Genomic DNA, 23602 nt, shown 5'->3' with positions numbered 1-23602 from the left:
TTAACATTTTATTACTATTAATGATTTCCTACTTGGTTAAATATTTCAAACATCGGAACCATGATAGAAGTAACAATAGTTCCGACTAATCCTGCCAGTACGACAATCATTAATGGCTCAATTAGTGATTTAATTCGGTCTGTGCTGTTTTCTACTTCTTTCTCATAGAAATCAGCCACCTTCCCAAGCATCGCATCTAAAGCACCGGTTTCTTCTCCAATTGCTATCATTTGAGTGATTAAAGGAGGAAATGCCCAATGCTTTTTCATAGGTGTAGTAATAGACTGTCCTTTTTCTAGGGAGTCCCTTGACTCGCGTATTACCCTTCCGATCACTTCATTTTCAACTACTTTTTCGACAATTGACATTGCCTGAAGTATTGGTACAGAGCTTGTAAATAATGAACTAAGTGTCCTAGTCATTCTAGCTAATGCTGCTTTTTGAAGCATATTTCCAAATACAGGGATACGCAATATAAACATATCTAAGTAATACTTTGTGTTCTTGTTTTTTCTCAAAATAGTTATGGTAATAATAAAACTGATAAAAATAAGAATAAATAACCACCAATACTTTTGCATAAATTCACTTGACGATAAAACAAATACGGTAATTGTAGGGAGTTCACCGCCGAAATCTGCAAACATATCAACAAAAGTTGGAACAACAGAAACTAATAAGAAAATAACAACTGCAATGGCAATGAATCCGACTACAACTGGATAAGCAAGAGCGGAGATCATTTTTTGTCGAGTTTGATGCTGCTTTTCATAATGCTCTGCTAATCTTTCTAATGTTTCATCCATATTTCCGCCAGCTTCACCTGCACGTACCATATTAGTGAACATAGCTGAAAATATTTTCGGATGCTTACCGGTTGCATCTGACAGGGGATTACCCTCTCTAAGCTCCTGTTCAACATCTTTTAACGCCTTTCTTAGGTACTTACTTTCAGTTTGAGTAGCAAGTATATTAGTTGAATCTACTACAGATACACCAGCCTTCAATAAAGTTGAGAATTGACGCAAATAAATAACGAAGTGTTGAAGTTTCACTGGATTTCCTATAGTTATATCCTTTGTAAAAACTGATTCAGGAACTTCAGTTATATCCAGTACTCTTACTCCCTCTGCTCTTAATCTCTCCATAGCTTCACGCTTAGATGAAGCATTGATAGTGCCATCTTTTTTTCCTTTACGGTCTCTGCCCGAATACTTAAAACGTGCCATATTAGTCTAACTTCTCCTGTAGAAATGGCTCAGCAACTTCTTTCGAAACATAACCGTTTTGAATCAGTTCCTTTATGCTCGCTTCTAATGTATGCATTCCGTAAGACCTAGAAGTTTGCATAATACTAACAATTTGATGAATTTTTTCATTTCTAATTAAATTTGAAACAGCCGAATTATTGATTAATATCTCTGTCGCTGCCTTTCTTCCAGCCTGATCAACGGATGGGAAAAGTCTTTGCGATATAATGGATACCAACACTGATGCTAGTTGTATTCTGATCTGTGGCTGCTGTGATGGAGGGAAAACATCAATAATGCGGTTAATAGTTGCCGGAGCACTAGAAGTATGTAGCGTCCCAAATACTAAGTGGCCTGTCTCTGCAGCCGTTATAGCCGTTTGAATCGTTTCTAAATCTCTCATTTCTCCAACTAAAATTACATCTGGATCTTGCCTTAAAGCTGCCCTTAAACCATTCGCAAAGTTGTTTGTATCAAAGCCCACTTCACGTTGGTCAATGATAGAATGATTGTGTTTATGCAAATACTCGATTGGATCTTCTAAGGTGATAATATGCTTTCTACTATGTTGATTCATATATTGAATCATTGATGCTAGAGTAGTTGATTTACCACTTCCAGTTGGCCCAGTAACTAGAACAAGACCTTGTGGCTTTTCCGTAATTTTCTTTAATACCGGAGGAAGGTCTAATTCCTCAATGGTTGGAATTCTCGTAGGTACTACTCGAACAGCCATTGCAATACAAGAGCGTTGAAAATACGTATTTACACGAAATCTAGAGACGCCAGGGATACCATATGAAAAATCTAATTCCCCATTCTCCTTAAAACGTTCCCACATATGTGTAGGTATAATTGATTTAGCCATTTCTTCAGTATCAGTTGGTTTTATAATGTCTTTACCATATTTCTTTAAAGTTCCATTAATTCTCATAACAGGTGGTACTCCAACTGTTAAATGAATATCAGACGCCTTTAATTCAAATCCAGCACGAAGTAAATAGTCTATCTTTTCCTTCACTTTCTACTCACCTCTACTCAGGTATTGCAACTCTTAGTACTTCTTCTGTTGTTGTTAAGCCTTGCTTGATTTTTAGTAATCCATCGTCAATTAAGAAAACGGTTTTATATTTCATGGCTAGCTCTCGTAATCTCGTAAAAGATTCTCCATTCATAATCACTCTGCGCATTTCATCGTTTATTACAAGTATTTCATGAATGGCTAGTCTTCCTTTATAGCCAGTCATATTACAGGAAGAGCATCCTCTACCTCGTGTAATTGTATCTACTTTCATTCCACGTTTGGCAAATATATCAATTTCTCTTTTTGTGGGGGCTTGTTGCTCTGCACAATCTCTACAAACCTTTCGGACTAGACGCTGGGCTACAATACCACTTAATGATGAGGCCACTAAAAATGGTTCTACTCCCATATCTAGTAGCCTAGTTATTGTACCTAATGAATCATTAGTATGGAGTGTACTTAACACTAGGTGCCCTGTTAGTGATGCTCGTATAGCAACTTCTACAGTCTCTTTATCCCTTATTTCTCCAACCATAATAATATTAGGATCTTGACGTAGAATAGATCTTAGTCCTTTAGCAAATGTCATTCCTACATTTGAGTTTACTTGGATTTGATTTATTCCTTCTAGCTGATATTCAACCGGATCTTCTATCGTAATGATGTTGACTTCTTCATTGTTAAGTTTATTTAGAGCTGCATAAAGGGTAGAAGATTTGCCTGACCCTGTTGGCCCAGTAATTAGTACTATTCCGGTGGGTTTCTCAATCATTTCAGTAAATCTTTTCATATTTAACTTATTGAATCCAAGTTTGTTTAGATCGTTTAAGGCACTTCCCATATCAAGGATACGCATAACCATCTTTTCTCCATAAACAGTAGGAAGTGTAGATACACGTAAATCTATCGGATGAAAATCGAGGTTTATTTTAATTCTTCCATCTTGAGGTACACGATGTTCTGTGATATCTAAATTTGCCATTATTTTAATTCTTGCCGCTAACACACTTTGCATGTGTTTTGGTAAAACCCGTTCAACCCGTAATACACCGTCAATCCGATATCTCACAACAACCTTCGTCTCTTGTGGATCAATGTGGATATCACTTGCTTTTAATGCCGCAGCGTTTGATAACAATTGATTAACTAGTCGGACTATAGGTGAATCCTGATCTGTAATTTTCTCTTCTTGACCATTTTCTATAGAAGGAAGGTCACCAAGCATTTCTTCAAAGCCTTCGTCAATATCATAATACTTATTTATAGCCCTTATAATATCGTCTTTAGTAGCAATCGCTGTTTCTATTTGAAAACCTGTTGATAATCTAAGATCATCAATGGCAAAAAAGTCCATTGGATCGGCCATAGCCACGAAAAGCTTATCCCCATCCTTTTTTAATGGAATTAATAGGTTTCTTTTTGCAATGTCTTTTGGTATTAAACTAAAAAGCTTTGTTTCAAAAGGATAGCGGTATAAACTTATATGTGGAATGCCCAATTGAAACTCTAACACTTCAATTAACTGCTGTTCGGTAATGTGCCCTCTTTGTAATAATGCGTCTCCTAACTTTTGACTAGGGCTTTTTTCTAATAAAGTAGACTGAAGCTGATCTTCAGTAATAAGACCAGCTTCAACTAATAAATCCCCAAGTCGTTTTCGGGTTTGTTTCATATTCATATCCCCGCTTTATAGAGATTATTTTGCTTCTTCATTTGGTTTCCCCCAAAGATCATCTTCTTCCATTTCCTTTTGCTTTAGATCTTTTAGGTATTCGTAAAAGTCCTCTACCATATTATCTTCACTATCTGTCTCTATATCTTCTTCATAATCTAACTCTGTGTCATCTTCATTCTCAATAGAATCATCCACACTATTAATAGGATTTTTACCTACTAATGGGTGAGATTCTATCCGGTAGATTGGAGGGTAGAAGTCTTCTGAAATGAATTCTCTCTTTAGAATTTCACCTTTTTCATCGGAATACTCTCTATAAACCTTAATTAACTGACCATCTTTTCCCTTATTTACTATTTTAAATTTATCTCCAGTTAGTTGAGGAGTATACTGCTTTATGGTTTTTGGCTTATATTTCTCCTTACCTTCTGTAAGAATAGTATACTTATTCAGGAATTGAGGACCCTTTAATTGAACGATTAATCTTGTATTATCTATCAACAAATCTATTGAATAACCATAATCATTTGGATTTGCAAACAGTAAATCTTTATTTTTATCAGCATTAACATTGGCCTCAAAACCAAGATTAGCATATTTCGGTAATTCTAGACTTGTATGTCTTTCAATAATTGAAAAATTTGTAGGTAAAATTACCTGATATATTGCTGTACCCAATAAGCTAAGCGAATAGGTTGATAATTTACTAGTCTTATTCTCTTTTAGATAACTTAACAATGAAAATTGAGAGTTAGGAGGGATTTCAATAGTTACCTCTCCTAGTTCACGAATCTCTCTAGGTACTGCTTTTAGTTTCAAATTTGCTTCCGTTATTATACTTTGTTCGTTAAATTTATCCTTAACTAAGAATTCTTCTAGCTTAAATTTATAAGCTCCAGGTTGTAACACTTCTGCACTTAGAAGAAGCTCCTCGGTTAATCTATCTATATCAATTATAGACAGATCTAAAGAAGGAGAAAGAGATTGTAAAAAATGTTCAAAGGAGTCTACGTACACTATAAGGTTATTTTGTTCTTTTTGATTGGTTTGGGCAATGGTTGTTACAATATCAAACTCAAAATTAGTTATATCATAAGCTACACTTTTTTCACGATATTGGATCACTATAGTTGTTTCTGAAAGCCATTTATTTATTTCATCAGCAAGTAGCAAATCTACTTCGCCTATAGTTTTCCCTTCTACGGATAAGGGTCCAATCTTGGTGTTTTCTTCAAAGGTATCGTTTTTATCTAAGATTGAGCTATAAGCTAATGCACCAAAATGTGAGAAACAAAAGATATAAGTAGTACATATAATCAGAATTAGAAACAGCTTAGTTACGTGCTGATTCCTCACATTTATGGCCTCCTTTAAACGACTTCAACATTCATAGATAGTTCAACAACTAGACTTGGACCTTCAGCCTGCGCTTTTTCAATTAATTCAGAAGTTAAAACAGTTCCTTCATGAAAAATTATCTTTCCATCCTTATCTAGGATATCTTTCATTACTCTTTTTCCGTTTAGCAGTTCAATTTGCTTTTCTTTTAGTGCCTTAATTTCTTTTTCTTCCTTGTAACCTGTTTCAGTTGAAAGAACATCAGTTAGTTCATCCTCTACATTTTCTTTTCTATCTAAATCTTCGACAGAATCTAGGAAATTCAAAGAGGCATCTTCCTTAACAATAATAATATCTTTACCAAAAGTAACAACAGAATCTGAAGCTAGAGCTACTTCTTTGTCCGTTACTTTTAACTGCATACCAAGAATGATTCCAGAGTCTTGATCGACGAAGAACTCAATAACTTCTCCAACTAACTCGCCTTTTCTAGTCATTACTTTTGTATTAATAATTTTTATTTTCTTATTTACAAGTTGGTTAGCAATTGGTATTTCATTTAAATCAATAACTGCATTTTCACTATCTACAGTTACGGCATACTCTCCAATTCCTACAACTTTTTTAAAAGGAATTGCTTTTACACTTACTTGGAAGTCTTCATGTTCGATTGTTAAGAAATCTACAGTTCCTTTTTCTGGATTAATAACTAAAGATTTTACTTTTCCTATCTGATTACCATCTGCAATACTAATAATAGGTAAGCCATTTATTTGAGTACTTTTCTTCATTAATAAAGTCACCACACCTAACTATAAATTTCACGAAACATTATTTTACTGTAGAACATTTTATCACGTTCTGGGAAAATCGTCGTGTTTTTTCAGCAATATTGTTCGTATAAATATTGAATTTCCATTTCCAATACTGGATAATCTTCCATTTTATCTATCAAATCTTCTAACAAGACTTTTAACTTAGGTCTTTCTTTATGTGTAATATAATGTTGAATAAGTAAGCTTGCGAAAGTGTAATATTCTTGAACTGACATATCAGGGTGTAAGTGTTGAATAATAAGACTTTCATACTCTTCGAGCAACATTGTCTTTCTAGCTACATATAATTGATCTACCATTGTCTGAAATAACTTTTGTTGAAGTAAAGTTTTTTGCCTTTGTTTTGTCTGTTCTTCCATATCTTCTAATTCGTCGAATACAGGTGATTTAAATAAGTTTTCCTCCTGCAGTTCTTCTGTAATCATTACATGATGTATTTCGTCATTTTGTTCACTTCGAGGCTGATTCAATTCCCCGTTATATGCGTTATTAGAATCAAAACTAACAGCAACTTGATTTAAAACCTCAATATATGGGACATCTTTTATTCGAGAATCTTTCTCGTTATTATTAATTTTTCCTAATTCTCCAATATTGTAACCTTCTTCTTCCAAAGTACTTTCTTCAATTTCAACTTCTGTTAATATAGGTACACTCTCATATTCCTTTGAGTTTAAATGCTCCTGTTTAATTTCCTCTATATCAGTTAAAATGGGTATCTGAATGTTCTCTAGTGCATCGGTAATGCTCTCTCCATTATCAATATTTATTTCCTCAATTACATCAAAATCTAACTCAGAAACATTGGAAGCTATGATGCCCATGCTGATTTCTTCCAAATTTAATTCTTCTATATGATAGTCGGAGTCCTGAATATCCAATGGAATATTCTCTCTATCTTCACCTTCTGGATTAGAAGTGTTAACTTGATTTTCTTCTAAGAGTAATGTTTCTAAATCCAAATCCCCTTCTAGTAATTTTTCAATATCAGACATATAACCAGACACTTCATTTTCAGCACTTTCATCGTGGTTAATATCAATAGTGGATATTGGTTCTTGAATTGTACTCTCTTTGTCATTAAAAAATTCAATGGAGTCTTCAAGTTCAGCAATATTTAAAACAACATCCTGCTTAGGAACCTTTGGTTCTACTGAATCTGTTACTTGTATTTCATCAATATTAATTCCCTCTAAATCTACAAAGTTTTCTGCTGAATTAAAATTACTTTTCTGCTCATTTTTATCGATAATTGATTCAAATTCTTCCAAATTAATCTCATTTAATGAATGCTCTAGATTATTATTGATTTCTAATTGTTTCGGTTCTACCTTGGTTTTAACGTTGTTAAATTCTTCAAAATTAGTAATCTCTTTGTCTACTAATACTTTGTAAACCTGCTTACCAAATCTCCTATCTATTACATATGTAATTAAGGATAATAGTAATAGTAATATGAGTACTACTTGCCACAATGGATATTGGTTTCTGGTAAGTAAACCAAGGTTTGCTAGAAATAACGCAGTAACAATAAGGGTTATTTTCCCTTTTTTCGAGAGCCCTAGAGGTAAAAAGTATACTATAGGAACTAGAATTACCAGTGCTGCAATTGAAATTAAGAATTCCTCCATTTTTTCACCCCTTTTAAATAAGTATAAAAACCTACTAATATCTATTTTCTACAATTTCGTGGAAAGTACTATTTTCGTCCTATATAGACATTTCTCGACTCTTAAATATTGTATAATAATATTAGGTATTTTGAAAGAAGGCGAGTAAATGATAAATAGTAATTTTTTTCGAAATGATGCAGGTTTAACTTTACTTGAAGTACTACTGTCTATATCCATTCTAGGAATTTTATTTATTTCTATCCTAGCTTTTTTTAATCAAGCTTATTCATATACAAAAGTAAACGAAAATAAGACCGTTGGGATTAATGTAGCCAGAAATGTTTTGCATTACGTTGAGCAGCAGGACTTCCAAACCTTTAAGAACTACTTGGAAACTCCTTCTGTTGATAAAATTACAATAAGAAGTTGCAGCGAAAAAAGCTCGAATACTCCCGATAATTTATACTTTTCGGATGCTGATATTTGTAATGGGTTCTTCTCAAATAAAATTAACAACGTTACCTTTACTACTGAAGTGATTTTATCGGAACATCCTATACATCCTGAGTACTTAATTTCTGCCCTAGTTAGAGTAAAATGGGGTGACCATGATCAAGAGGCAATAGCTGAGGGGTTAATAAAAAATGAATAAATTATTAAAAAATAATCAAGGTATGACATTGATTGAAGTTTTAATAACGTTAGTAATCATGACAATTATTTCGACTGTTATATATAGTGTATTTATCACTGGTATAAAACTCTATCAGAAGATAGGGATAGAAGGTAAATTAAGAGATGATGCAGACTATATTGCAACCATGTTATTAAATGTTCAATATGAAAATAGCCCAAACTATGTAGATAACTATTCCAATGCATCTACTGGAGATAAAGGGATTCAATTAACAAGACTAAGGGAGAAAACAGTCAATCGCTATCTCGTGGAAGACTCCAACGTGATTGACACTCAGATAGTTATATACTTTGACAGTGTTAAGAACAACTTCTTTATAAAAAAATGCGGCGGAGAATGCGGCCTTAGTGGCGTTCCCGAAAAAATTCAAGAGATTTCCACTGAACATTCTAGTAACAGCACAGTAACAGCAAATGGAGTTACTGAGCATTCCTATGTAGAAATTAACCAGTGTACAAAAAACGATTCGGTTGGTAAATGTAAACACGGAATCATATCTTTAAATTTAGTTTTAACAGATTCTAAACAAAGGAATCTATTAAAGACAGAACCTATAATTTTAAAAAGTACATTCGGCTTTTAACTGGAGTGATTTTATGTTTAAAAATGAAAATGGTTCTTCTCTATTAGTGGTATTGCTCATGATGCTAACTTTCACAGTACTGGGAATATCAATATTATCGGCAAGTATTGGAGGAGCAAAACGAACTTCGATTAGAGAAGATGAAGTGACTCATAATCTAGATGCTATTAAAGAGGTTAATGAAGGTATTGCCTACATTAAGTCAACTATCAACTCAAAGTATACTGCGACAATGGATATAACAGAATATCAAAAGGTTATAGAAGAGATTCTATCAAATCCAGCTAAATATGAAATAATCGATGTAAGTACCAATTTTAATATTGATTTAAATGTAGATTATACAAGAGTTTTTGATGTGTCCTCTAGCTATAACTCTGCGGGTAATAAATATACTCAGAGGCTATATGTTACAGCAATGCCAAGCTTTTTAAAGTATGCTCTGGGCTCTAGAAAAGATCTTACTATGAATGGCTCCATTTATGTAAAAGATGGAGATATCTACGCTAACGAAGCATTATTCTTAAGTGATGAAGCTAGATATATATTTAATAGCGAGAGAAAAACTAGAAAAACGGAGTTATCAATAGCAAGTCCTAATAGTAACATTGAGATTTATGGTCCTATTCAGTATTGTTCTACTACATCCTGTTATAGGGACTCAGAGATGAATCCAAGACATCCTAGTGCATGGAGAACTATACAAGTTAACGAGTTGTCCAAAGGTTTTGAAAAGGAAGAGTATACACCTAGGTATTTTATACCTGATGAAAAATATATCGAGGTAAATATTCCAAGGACAATGATTGATAAGCTAATTGAATTGGGAGTGAGTGCTACATACATTGAAACTAGTAATAGCATTCAATTCAATCAACTTTCTTACATGGTAGAAAACATACTCAATACTTCGGAAGCTACAAATTCAAATAAAAGTTATTACATTAATAAAGATATTTTTATAGAGCCTAATAGTAGAACCTTCGGAAATGAGCCACTATTTAAAATAGAAAAAGGCCAATGGCTAATTATTGATGGTGATGCTCATATTGAAAATATAGGGACAGAAAAATTAAATGTACAAGCTAATCTACTTATTACAGGTAATCTCACTATAAAAGGAGATGTGGCGTTTGATTCTACGGTCTATGTATTAGGAAATGCTGATGTGATAGACGCCAATATTACTGGTTTTTCTTACGATAATGGAAATACAGGTGAACTAATACTTCTTAATGAAAAGACCTTGAAAATTGCTAAAATTAATAAATTTTCAAATCCAGACTTTTCAAGTTACAAACTTAATGCCTATTTCTATACCGCTAGTGATGCTCAATTATATGCAGTTGGTTCCTATATTTCAATTACAGGTGGTTTATTTGCTAGAGGCGATTTAGAAGTCAATAGCTTCCGTGGAACTGTGAGCATAGGTAGTGAAGACTTAAATTTTACACCTTCGAGAATTATAAATGATTCACGACTAGTAATCTCAAATAATAAAACACTGTTTATTAATCAATCACAAGGTCTACCTAGAGTAAATCAGCTATTATTCCTAACTGATCCTATAGAAAAAAATTAAGGGTGCTTCGTCTACGGAAGCACCCTTTAGTATTAGTACAAATCTCCATTACTATTTTTATCGTCGTTTTGATTTACTATTTTTATTTCCATTTCTGTTTTGAATGTTTTACCTTCAGCTTCAAGCTCAGCTGTAACGGTTACTGTACCTAATCTCTTAGCATAGAATTGACCATCCTCGTTAACGGATGCAAGGTCATTATTATCTACTCTAAATGAGATACTACCAACTCTAGTCGTTGTATTGTTAGGTAGTTTCTTTAAATATCCTTTCAAATTAAGAGTGCTTCCTTTTCTGACTTGTTTAGTACTCGGATCAAATTTTATCCCCTGTAGCGGCGAAAGTACTATAACTCTTAAATCTGTTTGTGCATTTCCATCGTCTGACAAAACTTTAATCGATGTGGTACCAGGTTGAACAGCCTCAACCGTATTTCCACTAAACTCTATAAATTGATTAGAATCCTTTATCCATTTAAATCCTTTGTCCGATGCATCCTCAGGAGATACAGTGACTTTTACATCACCTAAATTATAGGATTGACCAACATTTAATGTAACTGTAGCTGGATTTAATGTTATATTCGTAACTTTCTGCTTTACAATTACTTTAGTTGTTTTAGTAATAGGTTCACCATTATCAGATATTCCTCTAAGAGTAATTGTTGTTTCCCCAGCTTTCAATCCCTCGATTTTCCCGTTTGTTTTATCTACATTTATGATAGAGATATTTCCTAAATCCCATATCAGATTATTTCTGGCACTTTCTGGCTGTACTTCAATTCGATAATCAACCTTTTCACCTACATATAGGTTAATCTGTTCCGGGGCCGAGATAGACTTAACCGGGTTAATTACTTCTATTTCAATCTCCACCCAAGAATCTCTAGAAGGGTGTATAGTTCCGAAAATATCTTCGACCCTAACCTTTAATTTTGTTATACCTTCATTTCTTCCGGTAATAATCCCGGAATTATCTATTGTTGCAATGTTCGTGTCTAGAAGGTCCCATCTTATTTCTTTAATTAATCGTTCTTCAATAGCATTATCAGGGTCAAAAACTAAAGGAACCTTTTTGCTGTCAGCACCAACATAAAGGGTCATTTTGTTCGGTGCTGTAAAACCTTTCATCCCATCCTTTGCTTCAAAAAGCAAGTTAGGGAATTTATATTGTTTTTTTGTTGTTGTGTTTTCTATTACATTAGAATTATTCAATTCATACAAACCAGAATTTGTAGGTGTTATAAAAATATCAAAGTTTACTGGTTGAGCTATATAGCTTCCATTAGGTTGTTGTGTATATAAAATGTCAGGAATTTCACCTTTAATAGATGTCTTACCATTGGAAAGATTGCGAGTTACTAAACTTAATCCTGAAACGTCATTTGTTTCAATTTTAATTCCCGCTGGAAATTCTTCTTGAAATGATAATCTAACTTTTTTATTAACCCCACCGATGAAGCCAACTAACTTAGCAGTAATCCTTGCATTGGTACCATTACGATCATTGTAATGAAGATTGGAAAACTGAGCAATTTTCATTACTTTTTTGTAGTTATCTATGATTGGGAGATAGAAAGTCTCGTGACTTTCTATAGAATCGAATCCTTTTATAACCGGACCTAGATTTTTTCCATTTACAAATGGATTATTATTTTTATTTATGAGATCCTCTAAAATTAAATTCATCTCTTTTATGGAAACGTATTCTTTTTGTATGTCTTCATATACTCCATTTGCAATGCGACTCTCTAGTTCATTAGCACTCTGATTACCAACAAAGGACACTGCTTCTCCATTTACTAAATCTGTTGATTCTAGAAGAGTAATGTTAGAGCCTACAAGTGATTCAGTCAGATGATCATCATATAGAGCAATTGGCTTTAAAAGTTTTGTATTGAAAGTCTGTTCAGGTAAATTAAGTACCTTTGGATTAATAGCATACTGAATCTTATATGGTTCACCAACTTTAAGTTGGTTATGTGTAATCTGTCTAGATAATCCAAAGTCTGTTTCCTCTTTTTCAACTTGAAGTCTAAAGTTTTTAAACCTTTTGGCTCCTTTTTGATCACTAACTTCTATTCTTATATCAATCGATCCACCTTGGTCTAGCCCATGTTTATACATATAAGGAACAATTGATCCATTAGGAATCTTGTTTTTCTCTAATACAAGTTGATTATTAATATATAATTTTGTATCAAGAAAACGATCAACTAAATCTAAGTCTTCTACTTGATAAGTAATGTTAATGTCTTGATATGATGGAATTTTTTCATTTTCCTTAGGATCTAGCAACAAGATTTCTGGCTGGTGATTAGAACTCAGAAATGATCTATACAATGTATTAACAAATAGCCTTTGTTCTTCAGAACTAAAATTATTCGTTGTATGACCAGCACCGGAATAAGTAATATTTTTATATGAATAGATATAATAGTGATTCCAGCTATCATCATTATCCCTATGCTTTGAAGTTAAATTGTACCAAGGTGTGACTTCAGGATCTTCAAGATTAATAGCAAAATATTGGGAATGAGTATTTGCTACATCAATTGCTTCACTTAGTTTATAAGGATATTCTGTAATTAATCCTTTATTGACCTGTTTTATCTTTGTTGTAGTAGCTACGCCGCTACGGCCAAAATTATGTTCTACATAATATTTACCAGGGTTCTCTAGTTTTTCCGCTAAAGTCGTACTGTTTGTAGCAGTTTTAAGTTCATAATTCTGACCAGATAAATCAAATAAATATTTTAACCAATTGTTGGTTGCTAGTAGTACGTCATTATTTGAAGAACTCCGGTCTCTCCTGAATGTGTCGTGAGTAAGGAATAAGCCTTGTCCTGTTTCGACATATTTTCTTAACTGTTGAGCTGCTGCAGGCGTTATTGACTGATCTCCATATTGATCTTTAAATCCAAATACAATCATGTTGTAGTAGCCATCGTTAATCTTGCTATAGCTTTTTGAACTTGAATCAGGCTTTATAAATGCATCAATAGTTACAGTATCAATTATCATCTTAAATTCATTTGTCTCGATTATATTGTTTGCTTTATCAGGAATTGAATTTAGGACATTAATTAAATTTCCTGATCCATTAGTAGGTAACACCTGGAGGATTTTTATTTCAACCTTCTCACCTTGAAAATTGAATGAACCTTTTCTAATGTCCTTTAAATCTGTCTCATTGACTAACTCTAATTTCCAAAACCTAGGGCCAGAGTAACCCTTTGGAAGTCGATAGGATAATTCGTATTCATCTTGAAGTCTTGTTAAGCTTCTAGCACTCTTGGAGACTAGAATTTCCTCTTGTGAAAATCGGTTATTGTAGTCTAGGTCAATGTAAAAATTAGCGGTTAGTTGATCTGGGTTACCTTTTAAAATCTTAAACTTAAATTTCATTTCCGTTTTAACTTTAGGGTTTTCGTTATTTGTTGTACTTACAGTAACATCTGAAATTTTAGGCTTAATCATTTGAGGTTCTATTTGCTTTGTAGGAAAACTCGTTAAGTTGTCAATCACATACACATTTTTTTGAGACAGAATCTCAGATTTGAAAAAAGTATCTTTTAATATAGATTTTTTATCTTCCTGTTTAAGGAATTCGGAAGATTGGTTAGCTATGCTACTATGCATGATAAGGGGCAGACCCTTATTTACATAATATCTTAATATTTCATCAGCTTTTAATTTAGTTATATCGTTCATTACACCTAATGTATTATGTGATTTTTCCCTTGCTGTAGTTGAACTTGTAAGCAAGTTTAACTTAGATGTATCTTGTGTAAAGGGATTTGGGTCTAGTGTTGGAAGTGCTGGACTATATGTACCTTCTCCTATATAAATGGCATCATAGAGTCCATCTATATCGTTACGCTCAGAAACAAATTCCTTCATCCTTATTTTAGTGACTTCATACAAATTAACATCTAGAATAGACCTTAATTTACTCTCACCGTTATCTACAATTTCAAGTATATGAAATTTTGACGTATTGGCTTTTACTTCTTGAACCGATATACTTCCTTGTAATATGACTGAGAGTATTAATATTAAAACAATTGTCAATTGGCTAATCTTTTTCACTTTTTCCACTCCCCTCAATTATTTTTACCAATTCATTATTATTATTCATTTTAGCTAAATCAATTAAACTGTGGTCTCCTGACACCTTTATATCTTGTTTGGAATTATATGATAATAATAGTTTAGTTGACTCGGTTTGGTTTGATAGGATAGCGTAGGCTAACGCGCTGTAGCCGTCAACATCTACTACGTTAATATCTGCACCTTTATTTATTAACAGTTTAACTATTTCTGTTTGTCCATTTTGAGCTGCAATCATAAGAGGAGTTAACATAGTCGAGGTAGCTGTATCTACAGAAGCACCCTTTTTTATAAGGATCTTAACTATTTCTTCATTATTTTTAGAAGCAGCTTCATGTAGGGGAGTAAACCCTTCCATATTAGCAACATTAGGGTCAGCATTATTTCTAAGCAATAATTTAGCTAAATCATTATTATTTTTGGTTAACGCTAAATATAAAGGAGTCATAGAAAAATTATTTAAATCATTTATATCAATTAATTTATTAATAATTATTTTTTCAACTAACTTTTTCATATTATTTTCTGCAGCTATGTGTAGAAGGTTATTCCCTATATGATTCTTCATATTAAGGTCGGGTGCTTTTTCTAACAATGAAATTGTAAGTTCTTCATTTCCAATACTTCCAGCGTAAAGAATTATGGGTTCTTTATCTTTAATCTGCTCATTAATATTCTTTTTTGTAACTAGTTCAATAACTTTTGAAGTGTCCCCTTCTTGAATATACTTGTAAATATCTTCTTGACTATCAATACTAGATTTATTGTAACAACCTGTTAACAAGATTAATATAGTTATAAACATTATTAATCGGCGCATTCAAACACCTCATATTAGTTTATTTAAAATATGTTCTACTAATCATTTGTTCCTATATTTAATTATACCAATTTACCTATGTCTTCAACACCATTATTTATTACTATTTTGCAACAAAATAAAAATTCCCTGTGTCAGAAATTACACAGGGAATTCTCACTTAATATACTCTGCAACCCGATTCCGACCTGCCCGCTTCGCCCCAACATACAACGCCCGATCCGCATGCCTAATCAACGCCATCGAATCATCCGCATCTTCCGGAGCAGTTGCCACTCCAATTGAAGCCGTAATGTTCACTTTAACATAATCACCAGCAATACAATCTAAATGCTGGGCCAAAGTAAACGGTTCTTCTGCAATGGACCTTCTTACAAGCTCAGCTAGTTCAAGTGCTTCATATTTATCAATTTCAGGCAAAAGTACAACAAATTCCTCTCCACCGTAACGTGCGACCGTACCTTTAGAGCCGATTAGTGCTCTAAGTCTTCCAGCAAGTTCAAACAAAATCTCATTCCCGCTTTGATGCCCATAAGTATCATTCACACTCTTAAAGTGGTCAATATCTAGGATAATCAATGAGAGTAAATTTCTTTCGCCTACTTCAAGTTTATTGAACTCTTCACTTAGTAAGTTATCAAAGTAGCGATAATTATAGAGTTTGGTCAGTGCACAGCGTTCACTGTGTTCCTTTGTTTTCTCGTAATGACGGGCATTTTCGATTGCCACAGCAAAAGATGAACAAAGGATGTCTACAATCATAAGCTGGGATTTTTCATATGCTCTTTTTTGAGATGAGGCTAAAAGTAGTACTCCTACCACTTGGTTGTTACGAACGATAGGGACGCATAGCACACTTTCAACTGATTCAGGCATATACCCTTCAACGATATTTTTCCATTCTTTCTTTTTCGTAAATAGAGCAGCTTTCTTAGTAGACCAAACAAGGCCACTTATTCCTTCATTTTTTTTCAAAGGCTTAATGTTTCCAGGGTCTTTTTCCTCGCCCTTTTCTACTCTACGAATCAACTGAAGTTCTTCTTCATTTACTACATCAAGAATGTAAGCAAAGTCTACAGGCAACATCGTTGATATTTTCTGGATAAAAAGGTTCATTACTTCTTTCTCTTCTAACCGTTCTGCCAGTTCATGACCAATCTCCGTTGCTTTTTGTAAATAATTATTAATTTTATCACTAGAATAATAGAGATTTAGGATAATAGATAAACTAGCAAATGGTACTCCTATAAATAGAACAGCTAGCAATCCTACATCAAGGTATAAAATATAGAGAACCATTCCTACAGGAAGCGTTAAAATAGTAGTGGCTGTTTCCCAAATAAAGTCTTTCCCTAAAAGGTATCTTTTATGTTTATGGATTACATATAAGATGATTGATAGTAATATTTGGTTTGATAGGTATATTACAAAGGCGTAAACCAGCACTAATAATATCGATTTTGGTTCCTCAACTAAATTCATTCCATGTGTTCCACCAACCGCATAGAAGGCTAAACCACTAGACACAGAGATTAGAAAAAACATCAATGAATTTAAAGGGAGACGATAAAGCTGTTCCTTAGGGATTCGCACTCTGATTAGCAATATGATTATCATAAGCTGCATAAATATCATTTCTATAAACAACCCAAAAGTTAAGAATACCGCCAATGAAACCCATTGAACTAAGAAAATCGGCGTGTTATTGATAACCATTGGCATGGAACTCACAAAGCTCATTAGTAAAAAGAATGCGACTAAATCTAAAGATAAGTTATGAAAATCGGGAGGAAAGAAATGATAAATTAACCACATACCAAGTGGAACGACTAATAACCAACTTATCCATATATTGCGTTTAAATTGCGGTTTCATATTTTTTCTTCCCTCCCTTAAGTTATTTCAACAAAATTTCATAGTCAATATTTCTATTTTATCAAATTTTCAAACTTTTGACTATCACGTTTTATTTTTTAAGACTGTTTTTTTGAAATGTTTTAACGTAAAAATCCTAAATCCGATTTTTACCCCTAGTATCAAATGTAAGTGCTACAAATGCGGATGGCATGCTTTTTTCTAAAATATATTTGTTTAAAAAATCCGAAAGCACTCAATTTATTATGGATGTTAGTACTCAGTTAGAACTAGATAAATTTTAGAAAAAAGCTTTATTTAATAAATTTAATAGAGAAGGTTTTACTTCAGATAAGAAGTACAAAGAACCAGTAATCACTAACATTTCTTCTTCGTCTAATTGAGTAAGTTGTTGTTCCAACTCACTCTTCCAGTCTTTCCCCAAATGTTTGTTAGGAGATTGACTCATAGAAAACAAATCTTCCGCACGGGATGCTCTTGGATAATCAAACTCAACAAAAGTAATTTTATCTGCTACTTGGTCTAGTTTCATAATAATTTTGTCTAGTTTTTTATCACTTAAAGCAGTAAAAATGATGTTTTTCTTTTTATTGGAATATCTTTTTTCGAGTTCATTTACAAGTGTGGTAATTCCCTCTTCATTATGAGCTCCGTCTATTACTACTAATGGTGATTCAGACATAACTTCAAACCGCCCTGGCCAGTAAGCCTTTTTCAGCCCCGCTTTAATCTGTTCTTCTTCCACCATAAAGGAATAATATTTATTCAAAAGCAATGTTGCCATAACTGCTAACGATGCGTTTTCAACTTGATGCTCTCCAATCATTGAAATCTCTAACTCGTCAAATGCTTGGAAAATAGATTGAAAATTAAATGACTCTCCACCGGTTAAAGAATGATGATTATTAACCGAAAACTGCTCCCCTAATAAATACATGGCAGATTTCTTTTCCCTAGCTTGATTTCGAATAACTTCTAACGCCTCTGGTTGCTTAACTGCTGTTATCAACCCAACACCATTTTTGATAATTCCAGCTTTTTCATAAGCAATTTCAGCATACGACTCACCTAAAATATTCGTATGATCGAGTCCAATGCTTGTAATGATAGATAACAGTGGATGAATAATATTAGTAGAATCTAATCGGCCACCTAGCCCGACTTCATATAAAACTATATCAACTGGGTTAACAAAAGCATAATAGTAAAATGACATTGCGGTAATGACTTCAAATTCAGTTGGAGCACCTAAGTCTGTCTTCTCTAGTTCATCACTCAATGGTTTTATGACATTCGTTAATTGAACAATCTCCTCATCACTAATGGGCTGGCCATTCACTGAAATTCTTTCATTAAATTGCTCAAAGTATGGGGAAGTAAAGGTTCCTACCTTAAAACCTCCCTCTTGTAAAATAGAGCGCAGATAAGTAACGGTAGAACCTTTTCCATTTGTTCCACCAATATGTACGGTTTTTATTCGTCTTTCAGGATGATTTAACTTTTCCATCATCCATTCCATTCTTGATAAACCTGGCTTCATACCTAGTCTTAGTCTTGCATGAATCCATTCTATAGCTTCTTTATATGTTTGAAACATCTAACTGCACCTCCACTTTTATAACAAGAGGAAGACGAATCCTCAAGTTAGGATTCGTCTCTAAAAATTACATTATTCCCCTTTTAATTCTTTAATTCGTGCTTCAACTGCTGCTCTCTTTTCTAAGTAATCTTTTTCTTTTGCTTTTTCTTCTTCAATTACTTTTTCAGGAGCTTTTTTCACGAAGCCTTCGTTGCTTAGTTTCTTCTGAACACGTTCTACTTCTTTGTCTAATCTATCGTATTCTTTTTTAAGACGAGCCACTTCTTCGTCAATATTGATTAGTCCTTCTAGAGGTAAAATGATTTCAGCACCCGTTACAACCGCTGTCATTGCTTTATCTGGAGTTTCTACGTCAGAAGCAATAATTAGTTCTTCTGGGTTACAGAATCTCTCAATATAGCCACGGTTTTTCTCTAACGTTGCGATTACTGCTTCATCTTTCCCTTTTACAATCATTTTAATTTTCTTACTTAATGGCGTGTTAACCTCTGCACGGCTATTACGTACTGAACGAATGATTTCAACAAGCAGTTTCATTTCTGTAGCAGCTTGGTTATCAGATAGTTCAGCATTTACTTCTGGCCATTTAGCTGTTGTAATAGACTCTCCTTCGTGAGGTAGGTTTTGCCAAATTTCCTCTGTAATAAATGGCATGAATGGGTGTAATAGACGCATCGTGTTATCTAGTACGTAAGCTAGAACTGAACGAGTAGTCAATTTCGCTGCTTCATCTTCTCCGTATAGAGGAAGCTTCGCCATTTCAATATACCAATCACAGAAATCATCCCAAATGAAGTTGTAAAGAACACGGCCCACTTCACCGAACTCATAACGATCAGATAGACGAGTAACCGTTTCAATGGTTTCATTTAGACGAGTTAAGATCCATTTATCTGCAACTGATTTTTCACCTGTTAAATCAATTTCCTCGAACTTCAAGCCGTTCATGTTCATTAAAGCAAAACGGGATGCGTTCCAGATTTTATTAGCAAAGTTCCAAGTTGCTTCAACTTTTTCCATGCTGAAACGTAAGTCTTGACCTGGTGAGCTTCCTGTTGATAGGAAGTAACGAAGGGAGTCAGCACCATATTGGTCGATTACATCCATTGGATCTACACCGTTTCCTAATGACTTACTCATTTTACGACCTTGAGCATCACGTACTAATCCGTGGATTAATACATCGTTGAATGGACGCTCGCCTGTAAATTCTAAGCCTTGGAAAATCATACGAGATACCCAGAAGAAAATGATGTCATAACCTGTTACTAAGCAAGCTGTTGGATAGTAACGTTTGAAGTCTGGTGCATCTTCTTCAGGCCAGCCCATTGTTGAGAACGGCCATAGTGCTGAACTAAACCAAGTATCTAGTACATCGTTATCTTGTGTCCAATTTTCAATGTCAGCTGGTGGCTCATGGTCAACATGTACTTCGCCTGTTTCGTTGTGATACCAAGCTGGAATACGGTGTCCCCACCATAATTGACGAGAAATACACCAGTCACGAATATTCTCCATCCAGTGTAGGTAAGTTTTTTCGAAACGGTCAGGTACAAAGTTTACTTTCTCTTCTTTACTTTGAAGAGCAATTGCCTCGTCTGCTAGTGGCTGCATTTTTACAAACCATTGTGTTGATAAGTAAGGTTCAACGACAGCACCACTACGTTCAGAATGTCCAACAGAGTGCATATGTTCTTCAATTTTAAACAATACATCTGCATCTTGAAGGTCTTTTACAATTTGCTTACGGCACTCAAAGCGATCTAAGCCCTTATATTTACCCGCATTAGCATTCATTGAACCGTCTTCATTCATTACTAATACACGCTCTAAGTTATGACGGTTTCCAATTTCAAAGTCGTTAGGGTCATGTGCTGGAGTAATTTTAACTGCACCAGAACCGAATTCCATATCAACGTAATCATCACCAACAATCGGAATCTCACGACCAACGATTGGTAGAATTACGGTTTTACCGATTAAGTGTTTGTAACGCTCATCTTCCGGATGTACCGCTACAGCTGTATCACCAAGCATCGTTTCAGGACGAGTTGTTGCTACTTCAATAAAGCCTGAACCGTCAGCTAAAGGATATTTCATGTGATAGAATGCACCCTGTACATCCTTGTAAATAACTTCAATATCTGAAAGAGCTGTTTTCGTAGAAGGATCCCAGTTGATGATATATTCACCGCGATAGATTAACCCTTTTTTATAAAGTGAAACGAATACTTCACGAACGGCTTTTGATAAGCCTTCATCTAAAGTAAAACGCTCACGGCTGTAGTCTAATCCAAGACCTAATTTAGACCATTGTTGACGAATATGTTGTGCGTACTCTTCTTTCCACTTCCATGTTTCTTCAACGAATTTCTCACGGCCTAAATCATAGCGACTGATGCCTTCGTTACGAAGCTTTTCTTCTACTTTCGCTTGCGTAGCGATACCAGCGTGGTCCATACCTGGTAACCATAGTACATCATACCCTTGCATACGCTTCATACGAGTCAGGATGTCTTGTAGAGTTGTATCCCATGCATGGCCTAAATGTAGTTTCCCTGTAACGTTCGGTGGTGGGATTACAATCGTATAAGGCTGTTTACTTTCATCATCTTTTGCTTCAAAAAATTTACCGTTTAACCACCAATCATAACGACCCTTTTCAATTGCCTGCGGATCGTATTTCGTTGGCATTGTTAATTCATTGTTTTCCATCTTCATTTCCTCCAATTTCCGAAAAAATAAAAAACTCCATTCGTCTCATAAAAGGACGAATGGAGTTTGCTTCGCGGTACCACCTTTTTTTCCAGCCCAAATAAAATATTGGATTGGCTCTCAAATCAGATAACGGTTTTCCCGTCTTTTACTACTAGATAAGATATCATTCGCAAAAGAAGCTCAAGGGCGACCTTCCTATGGATCCGCTTAGAAAACCTCCCAGCTAATGGTTTTCCTCTCTTCAAGTCGGCTAGCATAGTACTCTTCCCTATCAAGGCTTTTGTCTTATATAGATTAATTTATAATCATAATACTACCTAAAAATAGTTGCTAACGTCAATAAGGATAACCGAATTTTTTTGTTTCTATACAAAAATGATTCATCACCCTCAGCTTATTCGTACTCTTAGTTTATGCACGAGTGAAATTTTAGACACAATCATAGAAACCTAATCATAAGATTAACATATAGGCCATTAACGACTTTTTTATTTTAATTTGGTGGAAATAAGAAAGAAGAAAGGATGGGAGATCATGAAGAGGAGATTTAACCCTTATACACTGCCACCTTGGTTGAGGACAACACGAGCGGTTTGCGCTCAGTTTATTATACCCTTCTGTGTGTTTCAAGGAATCCGGACCATATTGATTCCAACTACATTTGATGTACTTCTTTTAGCTATCTTTATTATGATTGCCATTGCTTTCCGATTAGAAGTAATATAGAGCCCAAGTTTCTATTAACTTTGGGCTCCATTTTGTGCCTGTGCTTGCGCTTGTGCCTGAGCCTCCGCTTGTGCTTGCTTCTTCTGCCTTTCAATTTCCTCGATACGCATCACAATATACTCCGTGTTTTTTAAGAGCCAATAATCTCGCTGCAATTGTTGGACAAACTTTCTTTCATTTTTCTTTTCCGCCTTATGATATTGCTCTACTGTCCGTAAAATAGGGCCAGGGTGAGCTAAGTAACTTAAGAACAGGAGCATCTCTTCATCTTTTAACGGAAAGTATTTAAAATACGTATAAAACCAATTAATATAGTCCTCTTGTTTTTTGGGATACGTATTTAAGGATCTAGATAAAAATGGTAGTAAATCATGAATGGGAGAACCCTTCCTGCTATTTTCAAAGTTTGAGAAGTAGCCATATCCTCTCTCATCAAATAAAAAATGTTCTGTTGAAATTTTACCGTGGATAATGACCGCTCTAGCTTTTTCATCCTCTTTCGTTTGCTCATACCAATCTTTCATTTTGTTTCTTGAGAACTTTAGAGCCTGAAAAATATCATTGTAGTAAAGACAGAATAAAAGTTCAAAAGGAGACATATACCATCTAGTTTCACATTCATCTATAAAGCCCTCTATAAATTCATTTTGTGTTTCTAGATGATGAAGAGATTCCTCGTAATGTTGTTCCTTTTCTTCTTTATTAATCTTCACTTCACTGACTGATAATGTATGAAGCCTTGCTAGCTCGCGGAATAGCTGCTCATGGCGCTTACTTCTATTCTCTTTTTCTTCATTAGGAAGCCACGGCATTAAATAATATAAATATTTCTTATCTAATACGGCATAACGACCATCAATGGTTGGATAGATGGGAACGATTCGATTAAAACCCTTTTGATATAAAAAATGAACATTTTTTATAAATTCAGTTCCTTGATGAATAGGAATTTTCTTTAATGCAAAAACACCTTTATCTGAATATACTCTTTGTACTTTTCCAAAGTCTTCAATAAAGTGTGGTTGAACGGAGTAGTTTTGTAAAATCGGAGCAAATTGTTGAAGACGATTTTGCGTATTCATTTCAGTTCACTTCTTTCGTCCAGGCTATTTTCATAAACGCTGTTTCTACATATCTATGAATGCCAGGGAAG

At 34.2% G+C, this 23602-nt stretch carries 16 protein-coding genes and 1 other annotated feature; of the genes, 4 read left to right on the top strand and 12 right to left on the bottom strand.

Annotated features, from left to right (window positions below; translation table 11 throughout):
- Positions 1–17 precede the first annotated feature (17 nt).
- From SM124_RS03470 to SM124_RS03445, 6 genes are all read right to left on the bottom strand, one after another.
- Positions 18–1229 carry a type II secretion system F family protein gene (locus SM124_RS03470; RefSeq protein WP_322445349.1) on the bottom strand — a complete coding sequence of 404 codons (1212 nt, stop codon included), beginning with the start codon at positions 1227–1229 and terminating at the stop codon, positions 18–20.
- Position 1230: 1 nt separating this feature from the next.
- Positions 1231–2271 carry a type IV pilus twitching motility protein PilT gene (locus SM124_RS03465; RefSeq protein ID WP_322445348.1) on the bottom strand — a complete coding sequence of 347 codons (1041 nt, stop codon included), beginning with the start codon at positions 2269–2271 and terminating at the stop codon, positions 1231–1233.
- A gap of 13 nt (positions 2272–2284) precedes the next feature.
- Positions 2285–3946: a GspE/PulE family protein gene (locus SM124_RS03460; RefSeq protein WP_322445347.1), complete on the bottom strand. Its 1662-nt coding sequence runs from the start codon at positions 3944–3946 to the stop codon at positions 2285–2287.
- A gap of 24 nt (positions 3947–3970) precedes the next feature.
- Positions 3971–5305, bottom strand: coding sequence for a VanW family protein (locus SM124_RS03455; RefSeq protein ID WP_322445346.1), 1335 nt, complete (start codon positions 5303–5305; stop codon positions 3971–3973).
- A 14-nt stretch (positions 5306–5319) separates the two neighbouring features.
- On the bottom strand, positions 5320–6078 hold the full coding sequence (locus SM124_RS03450; protein WP_322445345.1) for a PRC-barrel domain-containing protein: 759 nt from the start codon (positions 6076–6078) through the stop codon (positions 5320–5322).
- A gap of 92 nt (positions 6079–6170) precedes the next feature.
- The gene (locus SM124_RS03445) at positions 6171–7754 is read right to left on the bottom strand and encodes a hypothetical protein (protein WP_322445344.1); all 1584 of its coding nucleotides are present in this window, start codon (positions 7752–7754) and stop codon (positions 6171–6173) included.
- A 148-nt stretch (positions 7755–7902) separates the two neighbouring features.
- Between SM124_RS03445 and SM124_RS03440 the strand changes: the two genes are divergently transcribed.
- From SM124_RS03440 to SM124_RS03430, 3 genes are read left to right on the top strand one after another with little or no spacing between them, the layout of a single operon-like run.
- Entirely contained in the window at positions 7903–8388 is a 486-nt protein-coding gene (locus tag SM124_RS03440) for a type IV pilus modification PilV family protein (RefSeq protein ID WP_322445343.1), read from the top strand.
- Positions 8381–9016: a PulJ/GspJ family protein gene (locus tag SM124_RS03435; RefSeq protein ID WP_322445342.1), complete on the top strand. Its 636-nt coding sequence runs from the start codon at positions 8381–8383 to the stop codon at positions 9014–9016. The genes SM124_RS03440 and SM124_RS03435 overlap by 8 nt, the downstream gene beginning before the upstream one ends.
- Positions 9017–9029: 13 nt before the next feature.
- Positions 9030–10598: a hypothetical protein gene (locus SM124_RS03430; RefSeq protein ID WP_322445341.1), complete on the top strand. Its 1569-nt coding sequence runs from the start codon at positions 9030–9032 to the stop codon at positions 10596–10598.
- Positions 10599–10630: 32 nt separating this feature from the next.
- Here SM124_RS03430 and SM124_RS03425 read toward each other — a convergent pair whose 3' ends face one another.
- From SM124_RS03425 to SM124_RS03405, 5 genes are all read right to left on the bottom strand, one after another.
- Entirely contained in the window at positions 10631–14689 is a 4059-nt protein-coding gene (locus tag SM124_RS03425; RefSeq protein ID WP_322445340.1) for an Ig-like domain-containing protein, read from the bottom strand.
- Entirely contained in the window at positions 14676–15530 is an 855-nt protein-coding gene (locus tag SM124_RS03420) for an ankyrin repeat domain-containing protein (protein WP_322445339.1), read from the bottom strand. The genes SM124_RS03425 and SM124_RS03420 overlap by 14 nt, the downstream gene beginning before the upstream one ends.
- A gap of 156 nt (positions 15531–15686) precedes the next feature.
- Positions 15687–17405, bottom strand: coding sequence for a sensor domain-containing diguanylate cyclase (locus SM124_RS03415; protein WP_322445338.1), 1719 nt, complete (start codon positions 17403–17405; stop codon positions 15687–15689).
- Positions 17406–17685: 280 nt separating this feature from the next.
- Positions 17686–19002, bottom strand: coding sequence for a bifunctional folylpolyglutamate synthase/dihydrofolate synthase (locus tag SM124_RS03410; protein ID WP_322445337.1), 1317 nt, complete (start codon positions 19000–19002; stop codon positions 17686–17688).
- A 72-nt stretch (positions 19003–19074) separates the two neighbouring features.
- On the bottom strand, positions 19075–21720 hold the full coding sequence (locus SM124_RS03405) for a valine--tRNA ligase (RefSeq protein WP_322445336.1): 2646 nt from the start codon (positions 21718–21720) through the stop codon (positions 19075–19077).
- Positions 21721–21768: 48 nt separating this feature from the next.
- Positions 21769–22007, bottom strand: a binding site (T-box leader).
- A gap of 250 nt (positions 22008–22257) precedes the next feature.
- On the opposite strand from SM124_RS03405, the gene SM124_RS03400 reads away from it, so the two are divergent.
- The gene (locus SM124_RS03400; RefSeq protein ID WP_322445335.1) at positions 22258–22449 is read left to right on the top strand and encodes a YszA family small membrane protein; all 192 of its coding nucleotides are present in this window, start codon (positions 22258–22260) and stop codon (positions 22447–22449) included.
- A 14-nt stretch (positions 22450–22463) separates the two neighbouring features.
- Here the strand turns inward: SM124_RS03400 and ysxE are convergent, their stop codons facing one another.
- The gene (ysxE, locus tag SM124_RS03395) at positions 22464–23531 is read right to left on the bottom strand and encodes a spore coat protein YsxE (protein WP_322445334.1); all 1068 of its coding nucleotides are present in this window, start codon (positions 23529–23531) and stop codon (positions 22464–22466) included.
- Between the last annotated feature and the right edge of the window lie 71 nt (positions 23532–23602).

It is taken from the genome of Robertmurraya mangrovi (assembly GCF_034427655.1).
Lineage (GTDB): Bacteria > Bacillota > Bacilli > Bacillales > Cytobacillaceae > Robertmurraya_A > Robertmurraya_A mangrovi.
The sequence above is the reverse complement of the archived record's forward strand: the minus strand, read 5'-3'. Positions and strand labels throughout refer to the sequence as shown.